Below are 26,276 nucleotides of genomic sequence, written 5' to 3' on the forward strand. Positions count from 1 at the left end.
GATCTCGCGATACGGCTCCACAACGCGACGGTGGGGAGGGGGGCGTCAGGCTCGGCCGGTGACTATGTCGCCGGCTTCGCGGGGGAGGAACGCGCCCTCGAGCGCGGGCCACAGGAGCACGACGGCCAGGGCGACGAACGCGACCCGGAACGGGGTCGCGCCGTCGGCGCCGGTCACCGCGCCGCCCAGGCGGACCAGCAGCGCACCGGCGGCGACGCCGAGCCCGGTGCCGAGCTCCTGCAGCGTCGACATCAGGGTGTTGGCGTGGGTCATCCGGCCGGCGGCGACGTCGGCGTAGGCGACGGTGTTGAACGCGGTGAACCCGACCGAGCGGAACACCCCGCTCGCCACCAGCAGCGCCAGCAGCAGCGGTGTCGGCGTCGCGGCCTGCAGGAACGCGATCGCGCCCAGGCAGGCGGCCGACCCGGCGACGCTGGCGAGCAGCACCGTGCGGATGCCGAACAGGCGCATCAACGGTGTGGTCGCCGGTTTGACCGCGACGTTGCCCACGAACAGGGCGATCACCGTCAGGCCGGCCCGCGCCGGGTCCCAGCCGAAACCGAGCTGGAACAGCAGTGGCAGCAGGAACGGCACGGCGCTGATCACCGCCCGGAACACCGACCCGCCGGACGCCGTCACCCGGAACGTCGGGACGCGCAGCACCCGCAGATCCAGCAGCGGGCGGGCCGCCCGCAGGAGGTGCCGGACCGCGGTCGCCAGCAGGGCGAGCGCCGCGACGAGTGCAACGGTCGCCACCACCGGCTCGGGCGTGGCCGCACCGAGCGACTCCATGCCCAGGACCAGCGCACCGACCCCACCCGCGGTGAGCAGGACACCCCACCGGTCGAGGCGGTCCGGGGACGCGGCGCGGACGTCCGGGACCAGCCGCAGCGCCAGCACCAGCCCGACGAGCCCGAGCGGCACGTTCACCAGGAAGATCCACCGCCACGACGCGTACTGCGCCAGCACCCCGCCCAGCGCGGGCGCGACCACCGGGGCGACGAGGGCCGGCCAGGTCAGGTAGGCGATGGCGCGCACCAGGTCGGTCTTGGCCGTGGTCCGCAGCACCACCAGCCGCCCGACGGGCACCATCATCGCCCCGCCAGCGCCCTGCAGGATCCGGGTACCGACCAGCATCGGCAGGTCGACGGCCAGCGCGCAGCCGGCCGAGGCCAGCGTGAACAGCGCCAGCGCGCAGGCGAACACCCGCCGGGCACCGAACCGGTCGGTCAGCCATCCGCTGATCGGGATCAGCACGGCGACGGTGAGGACGTAGGCGGTGACGGCCACGTTCACCGACACGGCCGGGACGCCCAGGTCCGCCGCGATCGCCGGCGCCGCCGGGGCGATCACCGTGGCGTCGAGGATCTCCATGAAGAACGCGCCCGCCACCAGGAGGGCGAGCGCGGGCCGGACGGTCCCGGGGACGTGGTTCAGGGGAGCCCCGTTCACGGGGCCCCGAGGGCACGCGAGATGGCGCGCGCCGTCGTCCGGACGGGGGTGGCGAGCTGCTGGGCCGGGACCGACCCGGCGTGCACCACCAGCGACACCGCGGCGACGACCTGGCCGCTGCGGTCGTGCACCGGCGCGGCCACCGACAGCGCGTCGTCGGTGACCTGGCGGTCGCTGACCGCGAAACCGCGGGTACGGGTGTCGGCCAGCATCGCGCGCAGCCGCGCCGGGTCGGTGACGGTGAACGGGGTCAACGCCTCGACCGCGCCGCCCAGCACGTCCTCCTGCACCTCCGGCGGCGCGTGCGCGAGCAGCACCAGCCCGACGCCGGTGCTGGTCAGCGCGAACCGGCCGCCGACCCGGGTCAGCACCGGGACGGCGCCGGTCCCGGCGATCCGCTCGACGAAGACCAGCTCGGTGCCCTCGCGCACCGCGAGCTGCACGTTCTCCCGGCTGACCTGGCACAGGTCCTCCAGGAACGGCAGCGCGCGGTCGCGCAGGGCCTGGCTGCGCGGGGCCAGCGAGCCGATCTCCCAGAGCCGCAGCCCGATCCGGTAGGTGCCGTCGTCGGCGCGCTCCAGCGCGCCCCAGTCCATCAGCGCCCCGAGCAGCCGGTGCACGGTCGAGACCGGGATGCCGGTGTGCCGGGCGATCTCGCTGAGCGTCATCGCCGGCCGGGCGGCGTCGAACGCGCCGAGGATCTGCAGGCCACGGCCCAGGACCGGGCCGGTCGAGGGGGCGGCGCCGCCCACCGCCCGTTTCGCCGCCTCCGGCATCGGTGCCGCTCCCTTCCGTCGCGGCCAGACTACTGTCGGGCCGAGCCCACCCGGGGACCCGTGCGCACGTGGCCGTCCGGCCGGGTCGTTGTCGTCCGCGACAACGACACCTGTCGCGCTCCCCATCGACAATCCCTGTGATTGGCGACACGATGCGCGGGCCCAGCGTCCACAACCGACGGAGACAGAGCAGCGCATGAACCTTGCCAGCATCCTGGCCGGCACCGCCGCCGACCACGGCGACCGGATCGCCCTGCGGGTCGACGACGAGACCGTCGACTACGACGGATTCCTGGAACGGGCCCGCACGGCCGCCGGTGTGATCCGCGGGCTCGGCGCGCAGCCGGGCGACCGGGTGGGCCTGGTGTCGCCCAACCTGCCGGCGTTCCCGGTGGTCTTCTACGGAGCGCTGATGGCCGGCTGCGCCGTGGTGCCGATGAACCCGCTGCTCACCGCCCGCGAGATCGGCTACTACCTCTCCGACTCCGGCGCGGTCGCCGTCGTCGCGGTCGAGGCGGTGGCCGACGCGACCCGCGAGGCCGCGGACAAGGCCGGGATCGCGGCCCTGGTCGTCGGCGCCGACGGCGTTCCCGTGCAGGAAGGCACGGCGACCGACCCGCTGGAGAACGAGGTCGAGCGCGACGGCTCCGACCTCGCCGTCATCCTCTACACCTCCGGCACCACCGGGCAGCCCAAGGGCGCGCTCCTGAGCCACGACAACCTGATCAGCAACGCCGCGACGTCGGCCGAGACGCTCGTCGAGGCCACCCCGGACGACGTCATCATGGGCTGCCTGCCGCTGTTCCACGTGTTCGGCCTGACCTGCGGGCTCAACGCGTCCGTCCGGGCCGGGGCGTCGCTCGCCCTGCTGCCGCGGTTCGACGCGAAGAAGGCTCTCGAGACGATCGCGAAGCACAAGGTCACGGTGTTCGAGGGCGTCCCGACGATGTACGTCGGGATGCTCGGGGTCGAGGGCGAGTACGACACCAGCAGCCTGCGCACCTGCCTGTCCGGCGGCGCGGCGATGCCGGTCGAGGTGATGCGCGGGTTCGAGGAGCGCTACGGCTGCCAGGTGCTCGAGGGCTACGGCCTGTCCGAGACCTCCCCGGTGGCCTCGTTCAACCAGCCCGGTTCCGAGCGCAAGCCCGGCTCGATCGGCACCCCGGTGCGCGGGATGGAGATCCGGCTGGTCTCCGACGAGGGCACCGACGTCCCGGTCGGCGAGATCGGGGAGATCGCGATCCGCGGCGAGGGCGTGATGTCGGGCTACCACGGCCGCCCCGAGGCGACCGCGGAGTCGATCCCGGACGGCTGGTTCCGCAGCGGCGACCTGGCCCGGGCCGACGACGACGGCTACATCTTCATCGTCGACCGCAAGAAGCAGATGATCATCCGCGGTGGCTACAACGTCTACCCGCGCGAGATCGAGGAGGTGTTCTACGAGTACCCGGCCGTCGCCGAGGTCGCGGTGGTCGGCCTGGAGCACTCCGAGCTGGGTCAGGAGATCGGTGCCGCGGTCGCGGTGAAGCCGGGGGAGTCCTTCGACGCCGAGAAGATCCGCGCGTTCGTCAAGGAGCGTGTCGCGGCCTACAAGTACCCGCGCCACATCTGGCAGGTCGAGGCGCTGCCGAAGGGCCCGACCGGCAAGGTGCAGCACCGCGAGGTCGTCGTGCCCGACGACGTGGTCGTCGAATGAGCCCGTCGTCCCCGGGAGGCGCGGCACAGGGCCACGACAACGACCACGAGCACGCCGACGCGGCGGGCGCACCGCTGGACCTGCTGCTGACCGACGCCACGCGCAGCCCCTGGCAGCGGATCCTGCCGCGCACCTCCACGCTGCGTTTCGCCGCGGGCCTCGCCCAGCACCCGGCCGCGGTCGCCGGGCGCCTGCGGGGCCTGGCCGGTGAGCTCGGCGAGGTGGTCCTGGGCACCTCGCAGGCGGCGCCAGACGCGAAGGACCGGCGCTTCTCCGACGAGGCCTGGACCGGCAACCCGGTGCTGCGCCGGGCGCTGCAGTCCTACCTGGCGCTGTCGCGGACCGCGGAGGCCCTGGTCGACGACGCGGAGCTGGGCGAGACCGACGACCTGCGGGTGCGCGCCGCCGTCGGCAACGCATCCGACGCGCTCGCCCCGAGCAACAACCCCCTGGTCAACCCGCGGGCACTGCGCGCGGTCGTGGACAGCGGCGGCGGGAACTTCGTGCGCGGGGTCCGGAACCTGGCCCGCGACCTCGCGAGCTCGCCGCGGGTGCCGACGATGGTCGAGCCGGACGCGTTCGAGGTCGGCGAGACGGTCGCGGCCACCCCCGGCACCGTCGTCGCCCGCACGCCGGTGTTCGAGCTGATCCAGTACACGCCCGCCACGGCGACGGTGGGCGAGGTGCCGCTGCTGATCGTCCCGCCGACGATCAACAAGTACTACGTCACCGACATCTCCCCGGGGCGCAGCCTGGTCGAGTACCTGGTGGGGCAGGGCCACCAGGTGTTCGCGATCTCCTGGCGGAACCCGGACGTGCGGCACAAGGCGTGGGACGCCGACACCTACGGCGAGGCGATCCTGTCCGCGATGGCCTCGACCCGCCGGGTCACCGGCGCGGGGCGGACCGCGCTGATGTCGCTGTGCTCGGGCGGGATCCTCAGCTCGATGGTGCTCGCGCACCTGGCGGCCCGCGGCGAGCTCGACACCGTCGCGGCGTCGGTGCTCTCGGTGTCCGTGCTCGACCAGCGCGACGCCGGGCTGCCGGGGGCGCTGCTCACCCCGGCCGCGGCGGAGGCCGCCGTGGCGGCGTCGGCGGCCCGCGGCTACCTCGACGGGCGTGCGCTGGCCGAGGTGTTCGCCTGGCTGCGGCCCAACGACATGATCTGGAACTACTGGGTGGAGAGCTACCTGCTCGGCCGCTCCCCGAAGCCGTTCGACGTGCTGTTCTGGAACGCCGACTCGACCCGGATGACGGCCGGGCTGCACGCCGACTTCATCGACATCGCCCGGCGCAACGCGCTCGCCGACCCGGGCGCGGTGAGCATGCTCGGCTCGCCGGTCGACCTCGGCGCGATCGATGTGGACTCCTACGTCACCGCGGGCGAGTCCGACCACCTGTGCCCCTGGCAGAACTGCTACGCCACGACCGGGCTCTACGGCGGCGAGTCCCGCTTCGTGCTCTCCACCAGCGGGCACGTCGCCTCGATCGTCAACCCGCCGGGCAACAAGAAGGCACGGTTCCGCACGGCGGAGAAGAACCCGCCGACGGCGCAGGAGTGGCTGGCGCTCTCCGAGGCCACCGAGGGCTCGTGGTGGCCGGACCTGAGCGCGTGGCTGCACACGCGGACCGGCGACGAGTGCGACGCCCCGGAGGCCGCGGGCGGGCCGGAGGACCCGCCGCTGGACCCGGCACCGGGCCGGTACGTGCACGCGTCGTGACCGCCGACGTGCTTGTTCCCGCGGAGGCGGCGTGATGACGGGCCGGGCGACGGTGACCCGCACCGTCTCGGTGCGCGGCCGCCGCCTCTCGGTGACCCACCGCCCGGGCGGGCCCGGGCGGGTGCCGCTGCTGCTGTGCAGCGGGATCGGGTCGGGCAGCCGGCTGTTCGACCCGCTCGTCGCCGAGCTGGACCCGGACCGGCCGGTGATCCGGTTCGACGCGCCGGGCGTCGGCGGGTCGCCTGCGCCGCGGGTGCCCTACCGGTACTCGACGCTCGCGGCCACCGTCGCCTCGGTCGTCGGCGGGCTCGGCTACGACCGGGCCGACGTGCTGGGGATCTCCTGGGGCGGCGGCCTGGCCCAGCAGCTCGCGCTGCAGCACCCCCGCCTGACCCGGCGGGTGGTGCTGGTGGCGACCGCGACCGGGTCGCTGATGGTGCCGGCCCGGCCCCGGACCCTGGTCACGATGCTCACCCCGCGCCGGCACCGCGACCCCGCGTACGCGGTGTCGGTGGCCGGTGACCTCTACGGCGGCAGCGCCCGCACCGACCCGCACGCCACGGTGGTCGCGCTGCACCCCGAGGGCTCCGCCTCGACCTCGCAGCTCGGGTACCTCTACCAGCTGTTCGCGATCAGCGGCTGGACGAGCCTGCCGCTGCTGCCGCTGATCCGCCGGCCGGTGCTGGTGCTCTCCGGCATCGACGACCCGTTGATCCCGGCGGTGAACGCGACGGTGATGGCGCGGCTGCTGCCGCGCGCGCAGCTGCACCTGCACCCGGGCGGGCACCTGGCCCTGCTCACCGACGCCGCCGAGCTGGCGCCGGTGATCGAGACGTTCCTCGACGAGGCCGACGGCGGCGCCCGGGACGCGCGATGAGCCAGGCCCCCGTGCCGGATCCGAGCCACTCCGCCCCGGACCCCGACTCCGCCGCCCGGGCCCGGCTGGTCGACGCCGTCGTCGACCGGGTCCCGGCGTTGATCTGCGAGCACGTCGACACGATCGTGCGCGACATCGAGATCTACCGCCACGACGACGTCGTCCCCCCGCGCGGACCTGCGCCGCTCGGTGCACCACAACATCACCTACATGGTCGCGGCGATCCGCGACCCGTCCACCGCGGGCGACCTGGGGGCGCCGTGGGAGACCGGCCGCAGGCGCGCGGAGCAGGGGGTGCCGCTGCCCGAGGTGCTACGCGCGTTCCGCACCGGGTTCATCGCGCTGTGGGAGCTGCTCGCCGACGGGGCGCGGCGCGAGGGCGACCCGGCCGTGCTGGACACGCTGGTCTCGACCGCGGCGCTGATCTGGCAGCTCAGCGACGACTACGCGATCGCCGTCACCGAGTCCTACCGTGCAGCCACCGCGGACCTGCTCGTCGCCCGCGAGCAGCGACGTTCCGCGCTGGCCGAGGCGCTGTTCACCGGTGAGCCCGGTCCGGAGGCGGGGCCCTGGGAGGTGGCGCAGCTGCTCGGCCTGCCGGCCGACGGCGGGTTCGTGGTCGTCGTCGCCGAGACCCCCGGGATGGCCGAGGAGGGGCTGCCGCACGTGGAGCGGCGCCTCGCCGACCGCGGGGTCGCCTCCGCATGGCGTCTCAGCGCGCCGCTGCAGACCGGCGTCGTGTCGCTACGACACCACGACCTCGACGACGTCGTCGCCGTCCTGGCCGACGGCGCCCGCGGACGGGCCGGGGTCAGCCCGGCGCAGCCGTCGCTGCGCGGCGCGCCCCGCGCCCTGCGCCTGGCCCGGATGGCGATGAGCGGCATCCCCGGCGGGCGGGCCGAGGTGGCGGTGTTCGACCCGGGCCCGCTGGCCGCGCTCGTCGCGCTCGACCCCGACGAGGCCCGCCGGCTCGTCGACGCCGTGTTCGGTGCCGTGCTCGAGCTGCCCGCCGACGACCGGACGACGCTGCTCGACACCGCGCACGCCTGGTTCGCCCACGGCGGTTCCGCCGACCGCGCCGCGGCCGCGCTGTACTGCCACGCCAACACGGTGCGCTATCGGCTCCGGCGCCTGCACGAGCTGACCGGGCGCTCGTTCACCGAGCCCCGCGACGTCGCCGAGCTGTCCGCGGCGCTGCACGCCCTGGGGCCGGGGTGGGCGACCGGGCGGCGGTGACGTCCCGCGGCCCGCTCAGCTCCGCGTCCGGGTGAACGACCACGCCGCGACCCACACCGCGCCCACGGTCAGCACCATGGCCCCCGGCACGTGGACGCCGAGGCTGTCCCGCGCGCCGTAGGCGGCCTGGACGAATGACGCCGCGAACACCAGCACCGCCACCACCGCAGGCCACAGCGATCCGCCGAACGGGCGGAACCAGGCGACCGCGGCGAGCGCGACGACACCGGTGACCACGTGCAGGGTGATCGCCCCGACCGCGTGCAGCTCCTCCGGCCCGCCGCCGGGGAACAGCTCACCGGCGGTGACGAACTGCCAGGCCAGGTTCAGCACCGACAGCGCGGACGCGACCTGCAGCGTCCGCAGGACGGTCACCGCCCGGGACGTCCGGACCACCGGCGTCGCGCTGTGGGTCATGGGGCTCCTCGCCTCGGGAAGGACCGGAGGATCCGGTGCGGGACAGTCTTCGCCGGTCGGCGTGTGGTCGGGGTGTGCCCGCGCCCTCGGCACGGCCCGTCAGGCGGGTGTGCGGTCGCGAGCCGGGTCGGGCGCGGTGAGGAAGTCCGTCTCCGGCGACAGCGGACGCCCGAGCCCGGCCAACACCGGGCGTGCCTCGCCGAGCTCGGCGAAGTGCTCGGAGAACCAGTCCTGCGCCGCGGCGCGGAAACCACCCGGGTCCGACGGGTGCGAGCGGCCGTGCCAGCCGCACTCGCACGCGGGCGCGTAGGCCACCGGTTCCGGCCCGGTCCGGTGGCGGACGTCGGTCCAGATGTCGGTGTAGGCACCGTCGGCGGACAGGCCCGCCACGTACCCCTCGTGGTCGTCCGAGCCGGGGATCTCGACGGCTCCGATGTAGAGCATGCGTTGATGATCCGCTCCTTCGGTGACCGCGCAACCAACCTTTCGAGTGGCGGGCGCTCCGGTCGGCAGGCGGTCGGTGGGCGGTCGATGGGGGGCGGTCGGTGTGCCATCGTCGGCGGTATGGACGGGAACGACGCGGACGCGGTCCTGGGCGCGGTGGTCGACGTGGCACGCGAGGTGTTCACCGAACGGCTGGTCGCGGTGTACGCGCTCGGCAGCCTGGCCCACGGCGGCTTCGCGCCGCTGGTCAGCGACGTCGACGTGGCGCTGGTACCGGCCGTGGTCGACGCGCGGACCCGGGAGCGGGTCGCGGCCGTCGGGGCCGCCGTGCGCGAGCGTGCGCCGGGCACGCTCGCCGACCGGCTCTCGGTGTTCTGGGCCGACCCCGAGGGCGTGCGGCACGGCCCGGGCCCGCACGGGCGGCTCCCGGCCGTCGACCGGCTGGACCTGATCGACTCCGGACGGCTGCTGCACGGCCGCGACGCCACCGGCGGAGCGGTCCGCCCGGACGGGCCGACCCTGGTCCGGGAGGGCGCGGAGTTCGCCGTGAGCCGCTTCGACGACGACTACCTGGACACGCTGCGGGACCCGGCCCGGCTCGTCGCGGGCGGCGCCCGGACCGTCACCAAGGCGGTGCTGTTCCCGGTCCGGTTCCTCCACACGCTGCACACGCACCGGATCGGGCTCAACGCCGACGCCGTCGAGCACTACGCCGGCCCGCACCGGGCCCTGGTCGCCGCCGCGGCGCAGTGGCGCGAGCACGGCCTGAGCGACCCGGTGCGCGCCCGGGTGCTGCTGGCGGCGCACCTGACCGGTCTGCACACCGAGTTCCTCGACGCCTACGCCGAGGCGATGGACCGCGCCGGCGAGACCGGCCCGGCCACCGACCTGCGGTACCGCCGCGCCCGCCTGTCCTGATCCGGGCCCGGACCCCCGTGCGTCAGCGCTTCCGGGCGGGGGCGTGCCCGACGAACGCGCCGATCCCGGTGATCGCCCGGCCCACGACCAGGGTGTTCATCTCCTTGGTGCCCTCGTAGGAGTAGAGCGCCTCGGCGTCGTTGAAGAACCGGGTCACCTTGTTCTCCAGCAGCACCCCGTTGCCGCCGAACACCTCGCGGGCCCGGGCGGCGGCGTCGCGCAGCGCGATCGTGGCCTCCCGCTTGGCCAGCGCGGCCTGCTCGTCGGTGAACGTGCCCGCGTCCTGGAGCTGGGCGACCCGCACGGCCATCCCCAGCGAGGACGTCACGTGCCCGAGGATCGTCACCAGGTGGTCCTGGATCAGCTGGTAGGACGCGATCGGGGAGCCGAACTGCTCGCGCTGCAGGGCGTAGGCCTTCGCCAGCTCGTAGACGCCCATCATGGCGCCGACCGCGTTCCAGGCGACGCCGCCGCGGGTCACCCGCAGGACGCGGTTCGTGTCCTTGAACGAGTTCGCGCGCTGCAGGCGGTTCGCCTCCGGCACCCGGGCGTCGGTGAAGGTCAGGTCCGCGTTCTGCACGGTGCGCAGCGCGAGCTTGCCCTCCATCTTGGTGGCGACGAAGCCGGGTGTGTCCTTCTCCAGCACGAAGCCGAGCACGGCCCCGTCGGAGCCCTGTGTCACGTCCCTCGCCCACACGATGGTCAGGTCGGCGAACGTGCCGTTGCCGATCCAGCGCTTGGCGCCGTTGAGGACCCAGGTGTCGCCCTCACGCCGTGCGGTGGTCTCCAGCCCGCCCGCGACGTCGGAACCGCCGTGCGGCTCGGACAGCGCGAACGCGCCGATCTTCTCCATCCGCCGCATCGCCGGCAGCCAGCGCTCCTTCTGCTCCTCGGACCCGCACAGGTCGATCGAGGACAGCGCCAGGCCGGTGTGCACGCCGAAGAACGTGGCCATCGACGGGTCGATCCGGGACAGCTCCAGGCTCACGAACGAGGTCAGCAGCTTGGAGTAGGCGCGGCGGTCCGGCCACTCGCGGCCCAGCCCGACGATGTCGAGCTCGGCGAAGCCGGGGATCAGGTCGTGCGGGAACGTGGTCGAGGCCCAGTTCTCGTCCGCGACCGGGGCGATCTTCTCCTCGGCGAAGCGGCGGACCCGGGCCAGGATCTCCAGCTCCTCGGGGTCGAGGAGATCCAGGTAGCCGTAGAAGTCGCCGGGCAGCGGCTCCAGGACGGTGTTCGTGCCGGTGCTGCTCATCGTGTGGCCTCCTGGTTGTTGCGCCGCGGGGTGGTCCGCGCGGAGAGCACGGCGGTCTCGGCGCGGTCGCGGTCGGTGGTCAGGGCGGCGTAGTCGTCGCCGTAGGCCTGCTCGGTCGCGGTGCTGAGGTGCTCGACGGTGTCGGCGTCGAGGGTGGGGTTGCCCAGGTCGGCCCAGCGACGCGCCATCCCCGGCCCGAGGTGGTCGAGCATGTGGCGAAGCCCGCCGGGGCCGCCGCCGAGGTGGAAGCTCAGGAACGGCCCGCCGGTCGCCCAGCGCGGTCCGAGCGACCCGGTGACGACGCGGTCGAGCTCGGCGGGGGAGACGACGCCGTCGCGCACCAGGGAGACGGCCTCCCGGAACAGGGCCGACTGCAGCCGGTTCGCCACGAACCCGGACACCTCCTTGTGCAGCTCGACCGGGTCCTTGCCGACCGAGCGCAGGAACTCCGCGGCGGCGTCCAGCGCCGCGCGCGAGGTGCGGTCGCCGGCGACGATCTCGACCAGCGGCAGCAGGTGCGGTGGGTTGAACGGGTGCGCGACGAGCAGCCGGGCGGCGACGCCGTCGTCGAGGTCGCGGGCGATGTCGGTGGGCATCAGCCCGGACGTCGAGGTCAGCAGCGGTGTCGCGGCCGGGGCGGCGGCGCCGATCCGGGCGAACAGCGAGCGCTTGAGGTCCAGGTCCTCCGGGCCCTGCTCCTGCACGACCTCCGCGCCCGCGACGGCGGACTCCAGGTCGGGCTCGCAGCGCACCCGCGCCAGCAGCGCCTCCGGGTCGGCGTCGAGCGACGGCGCGAACTGCCGCACGCCCGCGGCGACGACCTCTGCGAGGTCGTCGCGCGGGTCGGTCACGACGACGTCGTGGCCGTGCAAGGCCAGCAGCGTGGTCCAGGAGACGCCGATCGTGCCGGCGCCCACCTCGGTGATCCTCATGATCCGTCCTCCAGGTAGTCGTGCACGGAGGTCGCCGGCGCCAGCGTGAGGTCGGTGAGCACGTGCGATGCGGACACGATCTCGCGCACCGGCAGGTCCGCCAGCGGCGCGAGGACGTGGGAGAAGAGCTGCAGACGGGCCGGGCCCGACCAGGCGTCCTTCACCGTCAGGTCGGTGATCTTCGTCCGCACCAGGCGGGCGACCGACGGCCGCCCGGCGCCGGGGACGAGCTTGACCATCCACGTCGGGACGCCGATCTGCGCGGCGGCGGCGTCGTGGTCGAGCGGGGCGTTCTTGTAGGCCATCGTCGCGGTGGCGACCGGCAGCTCGCCCACGCGCAGCGTCCCGACCAGCGCGCCGTTGTCCACGCGCAGTGCCGGCGTGCCGAACGACTTCGGGTACGCGCTCTGCTCGCGCCCGGCGAAGACCGCCGGGGCGTTGTCGAGCCACATCCCGTGCAGGTACTCGCCCCGCTCACCGTCGAACGAGCAGGCCAGCGCCTGCCCGCACTCGGTGTAGGGGCCGAACCCGTCGACGTCGCCCATGTGCATCACCTCGAACCGCACGAGCGGGTCGCCGACCTCGAGCGGCTCGGGGACCGCGGCGCGGAACGCCTCGGCGTCGGTGCGGTAGACGATGTTGAGGTACTCGCGGTCGGTGAACCGGTGCGACCCGGCCGGGAACGCGGGAGCGGTCAGCGGCGTGGAGCCGGCCGCGAGGACGTCGGAGGCCTTCACGACGTGGCCCCCGACCCGGCGACGACGGTACCGGCCCGCACCAGCTCCTCGATCTGCTCCGGCGACCGCCCCAGCTCGCGCAGCAGCGCGACGCTGTCCTGCCCCAGCGACGGGCACGGCGACCGCATCCCGGCCGGCGTCCCGGACAGCTTCACCGGGAAGCCGATCGACCGGTAGCGGCCCTCGGTGGGGTGCTCGGACTCGGTCAGCACGCCGCCCTCGGTGACGTAGGGGTCGTTCTCGGCCTCGTCGATCGCGAGCACCGGCGCGAACGGGATCGAGTACTCGGCGCAGAGCCGGGCCCACTCGTCGGTCGTGCGCTCCGGGGACAGCCCGCCGATCAGGCCGTAGAGGTCCTCCTGGTGCGCGGACAGCGCCGCGCCGTCGGCGAATCGCGGGTCGTCGGCCAGGTCCTCGCGGCCGGCGGCGCGGAAGAAGTCGGCGATGTTGCGCGGGGTGTAGGGCAGGATGCAGGCCCACCCGTCCTTCGTCGCGACGGCCTGGTGCCCGGCGGCCATCGACCGGTTGAACCCGGTCGGTCCCTGCTCCGGCACGAACGTGTGCCCGGACAGGTGCTCGACCAGGTTGAACGCGAGCATCGTGTCGTTCATCGGCACCTCGACGACCTGGCCCTGCCCGGTCGCCTTCTGGTGGATCACCGCGGCCAGCACCGAGTAGACGATGGTGAGCGCACAGACCTTGTCGGCCAGGATCGTCGGCGCGTACGACGGCGTGCCGGTGGCCCGTCGCATCAGGTCCACCATGCCGGACGAGGCCTGCACGATCTCGTCGTAGGCGGCCCGGTCGGCCAGCTCGGAGTCCGAGCGGAAGCCCTGGGCGCGGCAGTAGACCAGGCGCGGGTTGTGCGCGGTCAGCGTCTCCCCGTCGAGGCCGAGACGCTCCAGCGCGCCCGGGCGCATGTTCGTCACCAGCACGTCGGCGGTCGCGACCAGGTCCAGGAACGCGGCGTGTCCCTCGGGGGACTTGAGGTCGAGGGCGATGCTGCGCTTGTTCCGGTTGACGTTGAGCGCCAGCGCGCCCATGCCCTCGTGGCGCTGGGGGTGCGTGCGCCGCACCATGTCCCCGCCCGGGGACTCGACCTTGATCACGTCGGCTCCGAGGTCGCCGAGGATCTGGGTCGCGTACGGGCCCATCACCACCGAGGCGAGGTCGATCACGCGGACGCCCGTCAGAGCGCCTGTCCCGTTGTCCATCACGGTCCTTCCGCTGTCGTTCTCTCCGGCTGTCGTTCTCGCCGCACGGCCATAACGTTAGGCATGCTCACGAACCTACGCAATGTGAGATAGGGTTACCCATATGGATAGGCCGCATGCGCATCACCGCACCATCGATCGGGTGGCATCGCTGCTCGACGTCGTGGTGGGCCGGCCCGGCGGCGTCACCCTGACCGGGTTGGCGCACGCGGTCGACGCCCCGGTCTCGTCGGTCCAGAAGCTCGTGGACGGGCTGACCGCGGTCGGGTTCCTGGACGAGCACGACCGCCGGTACTCGCTCGGACCCGCGCCCTACGTGCTGGCGCTGCGGGCCGGGCTGCCGCCGGTGCAGTCGGTGCGCCACGCCCGGCTGGCGGCACTGAGCGAGCGGCTCGGGGTCCCGGTGCTGCTCGCGGTGCGGGTCGGCGACGACGCCGTCTACGTCGACTGGGCAGGCGCCGACGAGGCGTTCGACGTCGCGATCTCCGCACAGGTGCGCCGTCCGCTGCTCGACACCGCCGCCGGCCGGGTGCTGTTCGCGCACCTGCCGGAGGCGGCCCGGCGCGAGATCGCCCTGGCCGCCCACGCCGACGCCCCGGCCGCCGTCGTCGCCGTCCTCGACGACGCCGCGGCGGTACGCGAGCGGGGCGCCGAGACCGGCCACAGCGGGCCCCTGCTGCCCGGCGCGACGGCCGTCGCGGTCCCGGTGTACCGCGACGGGCAGGTCGTCGCCGCGGTGTCGGCCGCGGACCGCCGCGGCGTGCTGGGGGGCCGGTGGGACGCCACCGCGACGACGCTGGCCGACGCGGTGCGCGACATACAGGAGTAGAGACGGCCGGGGTCCGGTCAGAGCCCGCCGTGCTGGTCGATGACCTTGCCGAGCAGCGCGGCGAGCCGGCGCCGCTCGTCGGCCGAGAGCGACGCGACGCTCTCCTCGTTGAGCCGGAGGACGACGGGGTAGGCGTCCGCGAGCCGCGCCCGTCCGGCCGCCGTGACGTGCACCGTGGCCGACGTGCCGCGCCGGGCGGTCGTGCGGTCGAGCAGCCCGCCCTCCTCCAGCCTGCGCAGCAGCTCTCCCATGCTCTGCGGGGTGATCGACGCGCGGCGGGCGAGCCCGGCCTGGCTGAGCCCGTCGTCGGCCGCGACGATCGCGAGCACGCTGAACTGGCGGGGGTTGATCCCCTGGCGTCGCAGCCCGGACAGCCACGGCCGGGAGACGAGCTCGCCCGCCCGGACCAGCAGGTAGCCGAGCTGGTCCCCGGGCTGCAGGGGCCGGGGGTCGTCGGGGGAGTTCTCGGTGCCATCCATAAGGAGCCTTATGCTAGCATCAGCCTCCTTATGGTCACCGTGGTCGCCCCCCGCACCCTCCGCCCGGCGCTGGTCGTGTCGCTGGTCGGCTTCGCGTGGTGGTTCTTCGGCAACCTCTACGAGGCGGTCGTGATCTCGCCGAACTGGGTCACCGACAGCCCGGCCCAGCTCACCCGGCTGCACGAGTTCTTCGTCGTCACCGGGCCCACCCTCTACTTCATCCCGGCGAACCCGGTGGCCGTGGTGGTCTTCTGGGCGGCGCTCGTGATCGGACGCCGCGTCCTGCCGCGCCGGCTCGCGGCCGCGGCCCTCGTCGCGTCGGTCCTGCTCGTCGCGCTCACGGCGGTGATCGTGGCGGTGCTGGTGCGGGGCCTGTTCGGGGCCGACTACCTCGACCACGCCGACCGGCTCGTCGACTACGCGAGGTGGTGGAACGTCGCGAACGCCGTCCGGATGGCACTGACCGCCACCTGCCTGGTGCTCGTGTGGCGGATGCTGCGTCGCCTCTGACGGCGCGCGACACGCAGGAACGTGACGGCCTCAGCGCAGCGCGGTCAGCACCTGCTCCTGCCACATCCGGAAGAACTCCTCGTGGTGCCCGCCGATCTGCTGGACGTAGAGCTCGTCGGCGCCGGCGTCGAGGAAGGGCTGCGCCGCGGCGCGGTGGCGCTCCGGGTCCGGCCCGCAGGCGAACTGCTCGGCCGCGGTCTGCAGCGGGATCGTCGCCGCGGCGGCCTCGAAGTCCTGCGGCCGGGGCAGGACCTGGGCGAGCTGCCCGCCGAGCATGTCGTTCGGCCACGTCCGGTGCGCGGTCTCGACACCGGCCTGCTCGGTCTCGGCCCAGCACACCTTCAGGCCCGCCTGCACCGGGCCGCGGCCGCCGGCGTCGCGGTAGGTGCGGATCAGCTCGCCGTCCGGGGCGACCGTGCAGTACCCGTCGCCGATCCGGGCCGCCAGCTCGGTGGCCTGCGGCCCGAAACCGGACACGTGGATCGGCACGGGCTCGTCCGGGACGGTGTAGATCCGCGCGTCGTGCACCTCGTAGTGCGTGCCGTGGAAGCTGACCTGACGACCGGTGTGCAGCAGGCGGATCAGCTCGACGGCCTCCTCGAGCATCTCCAGCCGGACCCCGACCGAGGGCCAGGGGTCGCCCAGGATGTGCTCGTTGAGCGCCTCGCCGCTGCCGACGCCGAGCACGAACCGGCCGTCGAGCTGCACCGCCGCCGTCGCCGCTGCCTGGGCGATGACCGCCGGGTGGATCCGGACGGTCGGGCAGGTCACCGCGGTCGTCACCGGGATCGACACCGCTTCCGAGAGCGCTCCGATCACCGACCACACGAAGGGACTCTGCCCCTGCGCCTCGGTCCAGGGGTGGAAATGGTCGGAGATCCACAGCCGTTCGAACCCGGCCGCCTCGGCCATCCGCGCCTGGCGCACCAGCTCGCGCGGGCCGTACTCCTCACAGGACAGGAAGAACCCGAAGCTCGTCATGATCCGCGCGTACCCGGGCCGGGCGCGCCGAACCACGAGCGGCCCGGCCGGGCCTCGTTTGGACCCGTCCTGTGCGGGTACGCCGGGCCCGATGCGACTCGACTGGCTACGAACCACGACCACCGACGACGGCCCGTTCGCGACCGTCGTACTCGACGTCACCCAGGACACCCCGGACGGCGCCGAGCAGGTCCGGCTGCGCTGGCGCTCCGCGCGCGAGGACCTGGCGCGCCAGGGCGCCGACGACAAGGCGCTGGACCGGCTCGAGGAGGCCGTCACCGGAGCGGGCGCCTCCGACGGCACGGGCGGACGGGTGCTCGTCGCGGGTGCCGACGGCGTGCTCGTCGACCGCGTCGTGGACACCCCGCCCGAGCGCGGACTCGCCCACTGGGGCACCACGCCGGACCTGCTCTCGGTGGCCACGGCCGTACCCGAGGTGATCCGCACCGTCGTCGCGAGCATCGACGAGGAGGGCGGCGAGGTCCGCGGACCGGGGGACACCGAGGCCCACCGGGTGCGGGGCGACAGCTCCGGCCCGGTGCACAAGACCTCGCCCGGCGGGCCGTCCGACGGGCCGGTGCAGGAACGGGTCGAGGAGACCTGGCGGCGCAACGCCCAGGCCGTCGCGGCCGAGGTCGACACGGCCGTGCGCTCCGGCGCCGCCCAGCTGGTCGTCCTGCTCGGCGACGCCCGGTCCCGGTCCCGGCTGCGCGACGAGCTGTCCGCGGGCAGCGTCGAGCTGGTGGCCGAGATCGAGCACACCGGGGGACAGCCGTCGGCCGAGCTGCCCGACACCGTCGTCGCCGCCGCCGACGACGTCCGGACCCGGCGGCGTTCCGAGGCCCTGGAGCGTTTCGCCGCGGCGGCCGGTCGCAGCGACGGTCTCGCCGTGACCGGACTCGCCGACGTCGCCTCCGCGACCCGGGCGCACGCGGTCGAGGTACTGGTCCTGGACCCGGAGCGCAGGCCCACCGACGAGCTCTGGCTCGGCGCCGATCCGAGCGAGGTCTCCCTGCAGCGTGACGAGCTGGTCGCGCTCGGCCGCGAGCCGGGCGCCACCGCCGAGGCGGCCTCCGCGCTGGTGCGGGCGGCGGTGTCGACCGACGCCGAGCTGGTGCTCGCCGGCCCGGGCGCCGGGACGGGCGTGGAGCTGAGCGACGGCGTCGGAGCGGTGCTGCGCTTCCCGATCGGCCCCGGCTCCTGACCCGTTCCGGGTACTGCACGGCGGGTACGGGGGCTCGTCGTGCCTGCGGCCGGGGCCGTGACCGTCGGCGCAGGCCGCACGCCCGGTTCTTGTACGCTCGCGGCACCGTCCCGCAGCCGGACGTGGGCGCGTGTCGAGGGACGATCCGGTCACCGGAGAAGGTGAGTGCGCGATCGAGGGGGACTCGATGGACCATGTGGACGCCGATCGCCTGCGTCGCACCCTGCAGGGCCCCGAGGACCGCAGCGCCCACGCGCAGGTCCCGTCGCCCCATGCCGTGGTTCCGCTGCTGCGGGACATCCTGGACACCGCGGTGCGCGACGTGCCGGGCGCCGAGGGCGCGGGGATGACGCTGTTGCTCGACGACCCGCTCGTGCGCCGTCCCCGCGTCCAGAGCCTGGTCGGGGGCTGGGGCGAGTGCGAGGAGGGGCCCTGTGTGGACGCCATGCGGGCCCGGCGGGTCACCACGTTCCTGGTCCACGACGTCGAGTCGGAGACGTCGGCACGCTGGCCCGACTACGCCGCGGCGGCGGCCCGGGTCGGGGTGCGCAGCGTCCTGTCGTTCGTGATGGCACCCCCGGACGCCACACCCGCGTCGGTCTCGTTCTACGCCGGCCGGCCGGGAGAGCTGACCGAGCAGGACCGCGCGACCGGCAGCGTGTTCGTGATCCAGGCCGCGGTCGCGCTCTACGGTGCCGCGCAGGTCGGCCGGATGCTCGCGGCGCTGGAGACACGCGACGTGATCGGCCGGGCCACCGGCATCCTGATGGAACGCTTCGGGCTCGACGACCAGCAGGCCCTCGCGATGCTGGTCAGCAGCTCGCAGGACACGAACACACCGCTCACCGACATCGCCGTCTGGCTGAGCACCCAGGGCAAGCCGCAGGTCTCCTGACCGTGACGACCCGGCTCGAGGCGGGTGCCGACGTGCCCGGCTGCCCGAAGCACATGACCTACGGACCCTGCGGCGGCGTCCGCGACGACCTGGGGTGCGAGGTCGAACCGGTGCCGTGCCCGTTCGTCGCCGCGCCCGGGCCGGTCCGGTGGACCGGCCCGACGGCGCCGCCACGGCCGGAACCCGACCTGTTCGTCCGCGCCCGGGGCCGCCCGGTCGTGCTGACCGACCTGTCCGTGCCGCCCTACGACGCGGCGACCCTGCAGCGCACCGTGGCCGGGCTGTCCGACGCCTGCGACGCGATCCTGGTCGGCGAGCACCACGACGACCCCGACTTCCCGCCGACGATGCTCGCCTCGCTCGTCCGGGACGCCGGCGGCCATCCGTGGATCACCCTGACCTGCCGCGACCGCAACCGCGTCGTGCTGGAGCAGGAGCTCGCCGGCCTGGCCGCGACCGGGACCGACGGCGTGTTCTGCGTGACCGGCGACGCCCGGGCACCCGGCGTGCGCCCGGACGTCACGCAGGTCTTCGACCTCGACGGCACCCGGCTCACCGGGCTCGCCGCCGCGGCCGGCCTCCCGGTCGCCGTCCCGGAGGCCCCGGACGCCCCGCCCCGCGGCCACCGTGCCGGGCGCCTGGCCCAGAAGCAGCTCGCCGGCGCCCAGCTGGCCGTGCTCAACCACGCCGGCTCGGCCGCGCGCGTCGCAGCGTTCGCCGCGGCGGTGCGCGCCGAGGGCGCGTCCCTGCCGATCGTGGCCGGTGTGGCCGTCTACACCGACGAGCCGTCCGCGCGGCGGCTGCAGGCCTACCCGGGCCTGGAGCTGGACCCGCGCCGGGTCGAGGCGGTGCTGGCCGCGCCGGACCCGGTCGCCGCCGGGATCGACGCCGCCGTCGCCGAGGCCCGCGAGCTGCTGGCCGTCGACGGCGTGGCCGGGGTGAACCTGTCCGGGCGCGGCACGTCGGCCGGTCTCGGCGAGTCGACGGCGATCAAGGCCGAGATCGGCAGGCGGATCCGGTCCGGCACCTGAGGCGTCCGGGGGTGGAACGGTGCCCGGTGGGGTACCACCGGGGATGACCGAGAGCGGCGGGACCCCGATGGAGGCCGAGTTCGACACGGTCGCGCGCTGGACCGAGGAGGTCGTCGGGCGGCTCGGCCCGGAGCACGCGATCCCGGCCGGCTGCCGCGGCAGCGCCAGCCCGGCCGGCCTGGACTGGCTCCTCCGGACGTGCGGGGTCGGCACCGGGACGCGCCTGGTCGACGTCGGCGGAGGCGTCGGGGGACCGGCCGGGTACGCCGTCCGGCACGCCGGTGCCGCCCCGGTCGTGCTGGACCCGATGTTCGGGGCGTGCCGCGCGGCGTCGCGGCTGTTCGGGGTGCCGGCGCTCGCCGCGGACGGCGAGCGGCTCCCGATCGCCGCCGGTGCCGCCGACGCGGTCTGGTGCCTGGGCGTGGTGTGCACCGTCCGGGACAAGACCGGGCTGCTCCGCGAGATCCGCCGGGTCCTGCCCGCCGGTGGCCCGCTCGGTCTGCTGGTCGTGGTCGGGGACGAGGAACGCCCGCCCGGGGCGCCGGAGGGGAACTCGTTCCCGACCCGCCGGGTCCTGCGCGAGGCGCTGCGCGAGAGCGGGTTCCGGGTGCGGGCCGAGACCGACGTCGACGACCTGCCGGAGCCCCCGCCCGACTGGACGGCCCGCACGGAGGAGTTCGAGCACGCCCTGCGTGAGGCCCACGGCGAGGACCCCCGCTTCGCCGAGGCCGAGGACCAGTCGCAGCGGCTGGCGGCTCTGGCCCGGGACGGGCACGTCGCCGTCCGGCTGCTGCACGCCGTCGCCTGCTGAGCCGTCTCCTGCGGCCGTGGGCGCCGGCGGTGGCAGGATCACCGGTGTGAGTGACGAACGGATAGAGGTACGGCGCACCATCTCCGCGGACCCGTCGGAGGTCTTCCGGGTGCTGCGCGACCCGAAGGGCCACGTGGCCATCGACAGTTCCGGCATGCTGATGTCCGCGACCGGCGACCCGGTCGGCGCCGTCGGTGACGAGTTCGTGGTGCACATGGACCGCGAGTCCCTCGGCGACCGGCCGATGGGCCGCTACGACGTGACCGTGAAGATCGCCGCCTACGAGCCGGACCGCGAGATCGCCTGGACGATCGTCGGCGTCTCCCGCCCGGTCATCGGCCACGTCTTCGGCTACCGGGTCGAACCCGCCGCCGGGGGCTCGCTGGTCACCTCCTACTACGACTGGTCCGACATCCACCCGGAGTGGCGCGCGAAGAACGTCTTCCCGATCATCTCCGAGCAGGCGCTCAAGGCGACCCTGGGCATCCTCGCCCGCACCGTGCAGGACGGCGACGGGGCCGGCTGATACCCAGAATTGGGTAACTCCCGCGCCCGCGGCGAACCGCCACGACCGCAGCCTCCGATCACCCGGGGTCAGCGTTCGACGACTCCGGGAAGGCAGCGGTGGTGGCGATGACGGAGGCGACGTCGTGATCGGCTACCGGCGGGTCGCGCAGACGGTCCCCGCTCCGGGCGTGTACGGCGACGGGCCGGTCTACCTGCGGGTGCACCGGCGCACCGCGGGCGAGCGGTGGCCGGTGCCCGGCTACGAGCGCGAGGTCAACGACCACGAGCTGGAGAACGACGCGACCTACGACTGGGTCCGGGTGCCGCACAACAGCCGGGCCGCGTTCGTCCAGCTCGACCGGCTCGTCGGCGAGCTCCGGATCCCCACGCGCGCGATCACCGTCGTGCGGCTCCGCCGCCCCGGGCAGGGAGAGGGAGACTGAGCGGAGCCGGCAGGGGCACCGGCAGGGGTGGAGGGGTGGGGCGTGGAGCATCGGTTCGAGTACCAGGGCAGGCCCGGACGGGTCGTGTTCGGCGCCGGGCGACGCGCCGAGCTCGGCGCGGAGGCCGAACGGCTCGGCCTGCGCCGGGTCCTGGTCGTCACCACCCCCGGCCGCGCCGACCTGGCCGCCGAGACGGCCTCGACGCTGGGTGACCGCCTCGCCGGGCTGCACCCGCACGCGGTGATGCACGTACCGGCCGAGGTCGCGGCGCGGGCCGTGGACCGGGCCCGCGAGCTCGGCGCGGACGGGTGCGTCGCGGTCGGCGGCGGTTCCGCGGTCGGCCTGGGCAAGATCGTCGCGCGGGACACCGGCGTCCCGCTGCTGGCCGTGCCGACCACCTACGCCGGCTCCGAGGCCACCCCGATCTGGGGCATCACCGAGGACGGGCGCAAACGCACCGGCCACGACCCCCGGGTGCTGCCGGTGACCGTGGTCTACGATCCCGAGCTGACCCTGTCGATGCCGGTCCGCCTGGCCGCGGAGAGCGGGCTCAACGCGCTGGCGCACGCCGCGGAGACCCTCTACGCGCCGGACGTGTCCCCGGTGACGTCGCTGGTCGCGGCCGGCGCGGCCAGGTCGCTGGCCGCCGGGCTGCCGCGGGTGCTGGCCGACCCGTCGTCGGTGCCGGCCCGCGCCGAGGTCCTGCAGGGCGCCTGGCTGGCCGGCTGGTGCCTGGCCTCGGCGACCATGTCGCTGCACCACAAGCTCTGTCACACCCTCGGCGGGACGTTCGGCCTGCCCCACGCACCGACCCACGCCAACGTCCTCGCGCACGTGCTGGCGTTCAACCTGCCCGCCGCGCCGGTTGCGGACGCGGCGCTGCGCGAGGCGCTGGGCACCGACGACGTCCCGGGGCGGGTGCACGCGCTGGTGGCCGAGCTCGGCGCGGCACGGTCGCTGGCCGACCTGGGCCTGCCCGCCGACGCGGTCGACCGGGTGGTCGAACTGGCCACCGCCGACCCGTACGCCAACCCGCGGCCGGTCACCCCCGAGGGCGTCCGGACGATCCTGGCGGCGGCGCTGGTGGGCGCCCCGCCGGCCGGCGCCGCCGGTCCGGCTGGGCCGGACGGCGCCGTGCGCACGTCCGACCGGGGGCGAATCGCGTAATTCACCCCGTCGGGCCGCATAAAAGGGTTACCGTGATGACAACCACGGCGGCCGCTGGTCGACGTGGGTGAACCTCGACCGGAACGGGTGTCGCCGCACGTCGGTGCGGGAAGTCGTCCTCCGGGGAGACCACGCAGAGACCACGCGACGGAACCGGGTGCTGGGGAGCCACCGGGTCCGTCGGTACCGGGGCCCGGGGATCGACCGCTTCGGGGGCGGCCGATACCCGGGCCCCACCATCGTCCCCGGTCGCGTGTGAGGTCCCCGGTGGCGGGTACCCGACTCTTATGTTGGATCGTCTGCGCGAGAAGCTCGGCCACAGCACGGCCGAGGACGTCGAGAGCAACCCGACCCTGGCCAACAGCCGGCCGGAGGGGGGCGCGGACACCGACGAGGGCGACAGCGCCTCGACCACCGGCAGCGGCGACACCGGTGAGTACGTCGGCCGCGTCGCCGGTCAGCCGGAGTTCGACGAGGACTCCGGCGCCGAGGCCCGGGCCGAGGAGGGGGAGAAGAACTGAGGCCGGCGGCGGGTGCACCTAGTCTGGGGTGATGGACACCGTGGGCGCCAGGGCTCCGTTCACCCTGGACGAGCAGCTGTGCTTCGCGTTGCACTCCGCGTCGCGGGCGATGACCGGCTGCTATCGACCCCTGCTCGAGCCCCTCGGCCTGACCTACAGCCAGTACGCGCTGCTGCTCGTGCTGTGGGAGAGCGGCGCCGTGTCCCAGGGCGAGCTCGGCGACCGCCTGTTCCTCGACAGCGGCACCCTGTCGCCGCTGCTGCGACGTCTGGAGTCACGCGGCCTGGTGTCGCGCCGGCGCAGGCCCGAGGACGAGCGGACGGTCGAGGTCGCGGTCACCGCCGAGGGCGAGGCCCTGCGTGACCGGGCGTCCGCCGTGCAGTCGCGGGTGCAGGCCGCCACCGGGCTCTCCACCGAGGAGCTGGGCCGGATGCGCGACGACCTGCACCTGCTCGCCGAACGCCTGCGGCGGGCCGAGAACACACGGGTGCTCATCGACGACGACCCCGCGGACCCGGGCGTCGGACGCCACGCCGGCTGATCCACTGCGGCGGGCGCCGGCCGGGCCCGTTCAGCGCGGGGCCGGCGTGCGCACCTGATCCAGGATCGTCCTGCTGATCGCCCGGTCGAGCAGGTCCAGGACGTCGCCGCGGGTCCGCTCCGGGGCGTCGTTCCAGCGGACGAGCTCACGCATCCGGGCCCGCCGCACGACCGGGGCCACCGCCGCGCCGGGCCGGTCGACGGGGCGGCCGTGTCGCTCGCCGAGGGCGTCGCAGAGCCGGTCCATCGACGGCCCGGAGTCCCGGTCGACCCGGGTGAACGCGCCACCCGCGTGCCCGGCGACGGCGACGGCCGCGACCAGGCACGCGCCCTCGAGCATGTCCGGGGTCGGTATCGGGCCGAACAGCCTCTCCCGCCACGACCGGGGCGCCGTCTCGTACCAGCGGTGCTGCAGCCAGCCGCGGTCCACGACGGCGCGTGCGGTCTCGAGCACCGCCCGGACCCGTTCGTCGCCGGATGCCGGCGGGGCCGGAGCCGGCGGGCCGATCGGATGCGGTGCGGTTCGGCGGTCGACGATCGTCCGGGTCATGGCTGCGCTCCTCGGCGTGACCTCCCGAGTATGACGTTCCGAGTGTGACCCATGACGCCCCGATCCGCACGGTTCGCACGATCCGCACGGTCCGCACCCACCGGGGTCCGGTGGGCCACCGGACGACCCCCGGCGTATGCTTGCCGGCAGGCAAACGAACGGAGGTCCGGTGTCCGACGTCTTCGACCACGACGACCTCGCCCGGCTCAGGATCGCGCTCGCCCGGATCGGGCGCACCGTCGACCGGCAGGTCCGCGGCGACGCGCTGACCCGAACCCAGGTGTCGGTGCTGGGCACGGTGGCCCGGCTCGGGCCGATCGCGATGGGGGAGCTGGCCGAGATCGAGGGCGTCAACCCGACGATGCTGTCCCGCATCGTCGGGAAGCTCGAGACCCAGGGCCTGCTCGCCCGGGAGGCAGACCCGGGCGACCGCAGGGTCGTGCGGGTCGCGGTGACCGGGGACGGGCGGCGGACGCAGGAGCACCTGCGGGCCGAGCGGACCCGAGTCCTCGACGAGCACCTGCGGCGGATGCCCGAGCCGCACGGCCGTGACCTGCTCGCCGCCCTCCCGGCGATCGAGGCCCTGGCCGACGTCCTCGGCCCGCGTCCGGTCCGCGACACCCCCGACACCGACACCCCCGACACCGACCCCGACGCCACCGCCGGCACCGACACCGACCCCGGCCCCGGCACCGACCGATCCGGCGGCGCGCTCGTCGCCGACGAGAAGGTCCGGTGAGGGCGACGCTGCAGGACCGGGTCGTCACACCGCTGCGCCGGCTGCGCGGGCAGACGTTCGCCTCGCTGGCCAACCCGAACTACCGCCGCTACATCACCGGCCAGGCCACCTCCCTGGTCGGGACGTGGATGCAGACCGTCGCGCAGTCCTGGCTGGTCTACCAGCTGACCGGGTCGCCGGCCGTGCTCGGCACGGTGATCGCCGTCCAGACGCTGCCGATGCTGGTACTGGGCCCCTACGGCGGCGTCGTCGCGGACCGGATGGACAAGCGCAGGCTGATGATCGGCCTGCAGACGATGATGGGCGTGCAGGCGCTGCTGCTCGGCGTCCTGACCGTCACCGGGACGGTGCGGCTGTGGCACGTGTTCGTCCTCGCCGCGCTGCTGGGCCTGAACAACTGCTTCGAGAACCCGGCCCGGCAGGCGTTCGTCCTGGAGATGGTCGGCCCGGTCGACCTGCGCAACGCGGTGAGCCTGAACTCCGTGCTGGCCAGTTCGGCCCGCGCGGTCGGGCCCGCGGTGGCCGGGATCGTGATCGCGACCGGCGGGATCGGGTTCTGCTTCCTGCTCAACGCGACGAGCTTCGTGGCCGTGGTCGTCTCGCTGCTACGCCTGGACACGTCCCGGCTGACCCCGTCCGAGCCGGCGCCGCGACGGCCCGGGCAGCTGCGCGAGGGTTTCGCCTACGTCCGGGGGACCCCGGAGCTGGCGGTGCCGCTGCTGATGATGGCGCTGGTCGGCTGCCTGGCCTACGAGTTCCAGGTCGTGCTGCCGGTGGTGGCCTCGGAGACGTTCGCCGGGGACGGCAGCACCTACGGGTTCCTGACCGCTGCGATGGGCGTCGGGGCGGTGGCCGGCGGGCTGGTCGTGGCGGCGCGGGGCCGGACCGGGATCCGGGCGATGGTGTGGACCTCGATCGCGTTCGGCGTGGTGCTGGCCGCCGCCGCGGCGGCACCGACTCTCTGGGCGGTGATGGTGGCGATGGCGCTGGTGGGGGCCGTGAGCGTGGCGTTCCTGTCGCAGGGCAACAGCACCCTGCAGCTCACGGCCGCCCCGCACATGCGGGGCCGGGTGATGGCGTTGTGGGCGGTCGCGTTCCTGGGATCGACGCCGATCGGCGGCCCGATCGCCGGCTGGGTCAGCGAGCACTTCGGCGGACGTGGCGGCCTCGCCCTGGGCGCGGTCACCTGCCTGGTCGCGGCCGGTCTTGGAGCGCTGACGCTGCGCCGCGCAGCGGCCGGCCCCGGCCCGCAGACCCCGGCCAGGCGCCCCGCGTCGGCGCCGGCCGAGCCCGCCTGAGCGTCGGACACGCGCTACCCCGACACGTGCCGGGTCCTCGAGACGCCAAGTGATCGCCGGCCGGGTCCCGATCGGGGCCACGGGTGACCTCGATCG

General features: G+C 74.6%; 29 protein-coding genes. 18 read left to right on the top strand and 11 right to left on the bottom strand.

All coding sequences use genetic code 11. From position 1 onward, the window contains the following. Window positions 1-45: 45 nt before the first annotated feature. Both I4I78_RS01620 and I4I78_RS01625 read right to left on the bottom strand, forming a co-directional pair. Window positions 46-1,452 (bottom strand): MFS transporter, encoded by a 1,407-nt coding sequence (locus I4I78_RS01620; RefSeq protein WP_308251845.1) that lies wholly within the window; start codon window positions 1,450-1,452, stop codon window positions 46-48. Then, window positions 1,449-2,228 (bottom strand): IclR family transcriptional regulator, encoded by a 780-nt coding sequence (locus tag I4I78_RS01625; protein ID WP_218609347.1) that lies wholly within the window; start codon window positions 2,226-2,228, stop codon window positions 1,449-1,451. The genes I4I78_RS01620 and I4I78_RS01625 overlap by 4 nt, the downstream gene beginning before the upstream one ends. Window positions 2,229-2,424: 196 nt before the next feature. On the opposite strand from I4I78_RS01625, the gene I4I78_RS01630 reads away from it, so the two are divergent. From I4I78_RS01630 to I4I78_RS01645, 4 genes are all read left to right on the top strand, one after another. Continuing rightward, window positions 2,425-3,924: a long-chain fatty acid--CoA ligase gene (locus I4I78_RS01630; protein ID WP_218609348.1), complete on the top strand. Its 1,500-nt coding sequence runs from the start codon at window positions 2,425-2,427 to the stop codon at window positions 3,922-3,924. Beyond that, window positions 3,921-5,645: an alpha/beta hydrolase gene (locus tag I4I78_RS01635; protein ID WP_218609349.1), complete on the top strand. Its 1,725-nt coding sequence runs from the start codon at window positions 3,921-3,923 to the stop codon at window positions 5,643-5,645. Before I4I78_RS01630 ends, I4I78_RS01635 begins: the two co-directional genes overlap by 4 nt. Window positions 5,646-5,679: 34 nt before the next feature. Next, on the top strand, window positions 5,680-6,522 hold the full coding sequence (locus tag I4I78_RS01640; RefSeq protein WP_218609350.1) for an alpha/beta fold hydrolase: 843 nt from the start codon (window positions 5,680-5,682) through the stop codon (window positions 6,520-6,522). A gap of 189 nt (window positions 6,523-6,711) precedes the next feature. After that, window positions 6,712-7,758 (top strand): CdaR family transcriptional regulator, encoded by a 1,047-nt coding sequence (locus tag I4I78_RS01645; protein WP_218609351.1) that lies wholly within the window; start codon window positions 6,712-6,714, stop codon window positions 7,756-7,758. A gap of 15 nt (window positions 7,759-7,773) precedes the next feature. Here I4I78_RS01645 and I4I78_RS01650 read toward each other — a convergent pair whose 3' ends face one another. Next, window positions 7,774-8,175, bottom strand: coding sequence for a hypothetical protein (locus I4I78_RS01650; RefSeq protein ID WP_218609352.1), 402 nt, complete (start codon window positions 8,173-8,175; stop codon window positions 7,774-7,776). A 99-nt stretch (window positions 8,176-8,274) separates the two neighbouring features. Next, window positions 8,275-8,619 (bottom strand): hypothetical protein, encoded by a 345-nt coding sequence (locus I4I78_RS01655; protein ID WP_218609353.1) that lies wholly within the window; start codon window positions 8,617-8,619, stop codon window positions 8,275-8,277. 120 nt (window positions 8,620-8,739) lie between these two features. Here I4I78_RS01655 and I4I78_RS01660 point away from each other — a divergent pair, with 120 nt between their 5' ends. Next, complete coding sequence (locus I4I78_RS01660; RefSeq protein WP_218609354.1) at window positions 8,740-9,537, top strand: hypothetical protein; 798 nt, start codon at window positions 8,740-8,742, stop codon at window positions 9,535-9,537. 22 nt (window positions 9,538-9,559) lie between these two features. On the opposite strand, the gene I4I78_RS01665 is transcribed toward I4I78_RS01660, so the two are convergent. The 4 genes from I4I78_RS01665 to I4I78_RS01680 are packed head-to-tail and all read right to left on the bottom strand — an operon-like array spanning window position 9,560 to window position 13,675. Continuing rightward, window positions 9,560-10,792 carry an acyl-CoA dehydrogenase family protein gene (locus I4I78_RS01665; protein ID WP_218609355.1) on the bottom strand — a complete coding sequence of 411 codons (1,233 nt, stop codon included), beginning with the start codon at window positions 10,790-10,792 and terminating at the stop codon, window positions 9,560-9,562. After that, window positions 10,789-11,724 carry a 3-hydroxyacyl-CoA dehydrogenase NAD-binding domain-containing protein gene (locus I4I78_RS01670; protein ID WP_218609356.1) on the bottom strand — a complete coding sequence of 312 codons (936 nt, stop codon included), beginning with the start codon at window positions 11,722-11,724 and terminating at the stop codon, window positions 10,789-10,791. Before I4I78_RS01670 ends, I4I78_RS01665 begins: the two co-directional genes overlap by 4 nt. Continuing rightward, window positions 11,721-12,461, bottom strand: a complete 741-nt coding sequence (locus I4I78_RS01675) for an acetoacetate decarboxylase (RefSeq protein WP_218609357.1) — start codon at window positions 12,459-12,461, stop codon at window positions 11,721-11,723. Before I4I78_RS01675 ends, I4I78_RS01670 begins: the two co-directional genes overlap by 4 nt. Further along, on the bottom strand, window positions 12,458-13,675 hold the full coding sequence (locus I4I78_RS01680) for a CaiB/BaiF CoA-transferase family protein (RefSeq protein ID WP_218609358.1): 1,218 nt from the start codon (window positions 13,673-13,675) through the stop codon (window positions 12,458-12,460). The genes I4I78_RS01675 and I4I78_RS01680 overlap by 4 nt, the downstream gene beginning before the upstream one ends. 142 nt (window positions 13,676-13,817) lie before the next feature. Here I4I78_RS01680 and I4I78_RS01685 point away from each other — a divergent pair, with 142 nt between their 5' ends. Further along, the gene (locus I4I78_RS01685) at window positions 13,818-14,504 is read left to right on the top strand and encodes an IclR family transcriptional regulator (protein WP_218609359.1); all 687 of its coding nucleotides are present in this window, start codon (window positions 13,818-13,820) and stop codon (window positions 14,502-14,504) included. Window positions 14,505-14,521: 17 nt separating this feature from the next. Here I4I78_RS01685 and I4I78_RS01690 read toward each other — a convergent pair whose 3' ends face one another. After that, a complete protein-coding gene (locus tag I4I78_RS01690; RefSeq protein ID WP_218609360.1) occupies window positions 14,522-14,983 on the bottom strand; it encodes a MarR family winged helix-turn-helix transcriptional regulator in 462 nt (153 codons plus the stop codon). 30 nt (window positions 14,984-15,013) lie between these two features. Between I4I78_RS01690 and I4I78_RS01695 the strand changes: the two genes are divergently transcribed. Further along, entirely contained in the window at window positions 15,014-15,493 is a 480-nt protein-coding gene (locus tag I4I78_RS01695) for a hypothetical protein (protein ID WP_218609361.1), read from the top strand. Window positions 15,494-15,523: 30 nt separating this feature from the next. On the opposite strand, the gene I4I78_RS01700 is transcribed toward I4I78_RS01695, so the two are convergent. After that, window positions 15,524-16,474, bottom strand: a complete 951-nt coding sequence (locus tag I4I78_RS01700; protein WP_218609362.1) for a TIGR03557 family F420-dependent LLM class oxidoreductase — start codon at window positions 16,472-16,474, stop codon at window positions 15,524-15,526. Between the two features lie 91 nt (window positions 16,475-16,565). Here I4I78_RS01700 and I4I78_RS01705 point away from each other — a divergent pair, with 91 nt between their 5' ends. The 9 genes from I4I78_RS01705 to I4I78_RS01745 all read left to right on the top strand — a co-directional run bounded on the left by I4I78_RS01705 (window position 16,566) and on the right by I4I78_RS01745 (window position 23,594). Next, window positions 16,566-17,678 (top strand): Vms1/Ankzf1 family peptidyl-tRNA hydrolase, encoded by a 1,113-nt coding sequence (locus I4I78_RS01705; protein ID WP_218609363.1) that lies wholly within the window; start codon window positions 16,566-16,568, stop codon window positions 17,676-17,678. A gap of 187 nt (window positions 17,679-17,865) precedes the next feature. Next, complete coding sequence (locus tag I4I78_RS01710) at window positions 17,866-18,573, top strand: ANTAR domain-containing protein (protein WP_218609364.1); 708 nt, start codon at window positions 17,866-17,868, stop codon at window positions 18,571-18,573. Window positions 18,574-18,575: 2 nt separating this feature from the next. Then, window positions 18,576-19,604, top strand: coding sequence for a methylenetetrahydrofolate reductase (locus I4I78_RS01715; RefSeq protein WP_308251847.1), 1,029 nt, complete (start codon window positions 18,576-18,578; stop codon window positions 19,602-19,604). Window positions 19,605-19,647: 43 nt separating this feature from the next. After that, on the top strand, window positions 19,648-20,415 hold the full coding sequence (locus I4I78_RS01720) for a class I SAM-dependent methyltransferase (RefSeq protein ID WP_218609365.1): 768 nt from the start codon (window positions 19,648-19,650) through the stop codon (window positions 20,413-20,415). A gap of 46 nt (window positions 20,416-20,461) precedes the next feature. Then, window positions 20,462-20,941, top strand: a complete 480-nt coding sequence (locus I4I78_RS01725) for an SRPBCC family protein (RefSeq protein WP_308251848.1) — start codon at window positions 20,462-20,464, stop codon at window positions 20,939-20,941. Between the two features lie 124 nt (window positions 20,942-21,065). Further along, entirely contained in the window at window positions 21,066-21,365 is a 300-nt protein-coding gene (locus tag I4I78_RS01730; RefSeq protein ID WP_218609366.1) for a hypothetical protein, read from the top strand. A 42-nt stretch (window positions 21,366-21,407) separates the two neighbouring features. Next, entirely contained in the window at window positions 21,408-22,532 is a 1,125-nt protein-coding gene (locus I4I78_RS01735; protein ID WP_218609367.1) for a maleylacetate reductase, read from the top strand. A 287-nt stretch (window positions 22,533-22,819) separates the two neighbouring features. After that, window positions 22,820-23,053, top strand: coding sequence for a hypothetical protein (locus tag I4I78_RS01740; protein ID WP_218609368.1), 234 nt, complete (start codon window positions 22,820-22,822; stop codon window positions 23,051-23,053). A 31-nt stretch (window positions 23,054-23,084) separates the two neighbouring features. Next, window positions 23,085-23,594 (top strand): MarR family winged helix-turn-helix transcriptional regulator, encoded by a 510-nt coding sequence (locus tag I4I78_RS01745; RefSeq protein WP_218609369.1) that lies wholly within the window; start codon window positions 23,085-23,087, stop codon window positions 23,592-23,594. Window positions 23,595-23,624: 30 nt separating this feature from the next. Here I4I78_RS01745 and I4I78_RS01750 read toward each other — a convergent pair whose 3' ends face one another. Then, on the bottom strand, window positions 23,625-24,143 hold the full coding sequence (locus I4I78_RS01750) for a hypothetical protein (protein WP_218609370.1): 519 nt from the start codon (window positions 24,141-24,143) through the stop codon (window positions 23,625-23,627). A gap of 169 nt (window positions 24,144-24,312) precedes the next feature. Here I4I78_RS01750 and I4I78_RS01755 point away from each other — a divergent pair, with 169 nt between their 5' ends. Further along, complete coding sequence (locus I4I78_RS01755; protein ID WP_308251849.1) at window positions 24,313-24,882, top strand: MarR family transcriptional regulator; 570 nt, start codon at window positions 24,313-24,315, stop codon at window positions 24,880-24,882. Further along, a complete protein-coding gene (locus tag I4I78_RS01760; protein WP_218609372.1) occupies window positions 24,879-26,180 on the top strand; it encodes an MFS transporter in 1,302 nt (433 codons plus the stop codon). Before I4I78_RS01755 ends, I4I78_RS01760 begins: the two co-directional genes overlap by 4 nt. The last annotated feature ends 96 nt before the right edge of the window (window positions 26,181-26,276 follow it).

Source organism: Pseudonocardia sp. KRD291, assembly GCF_019263595.1.
Lineage (GTDB): Bacteria > Actinomycetota > Actinomycetes > Mycobacteriales > Pseudonocardiaceae > Pseudonocardia.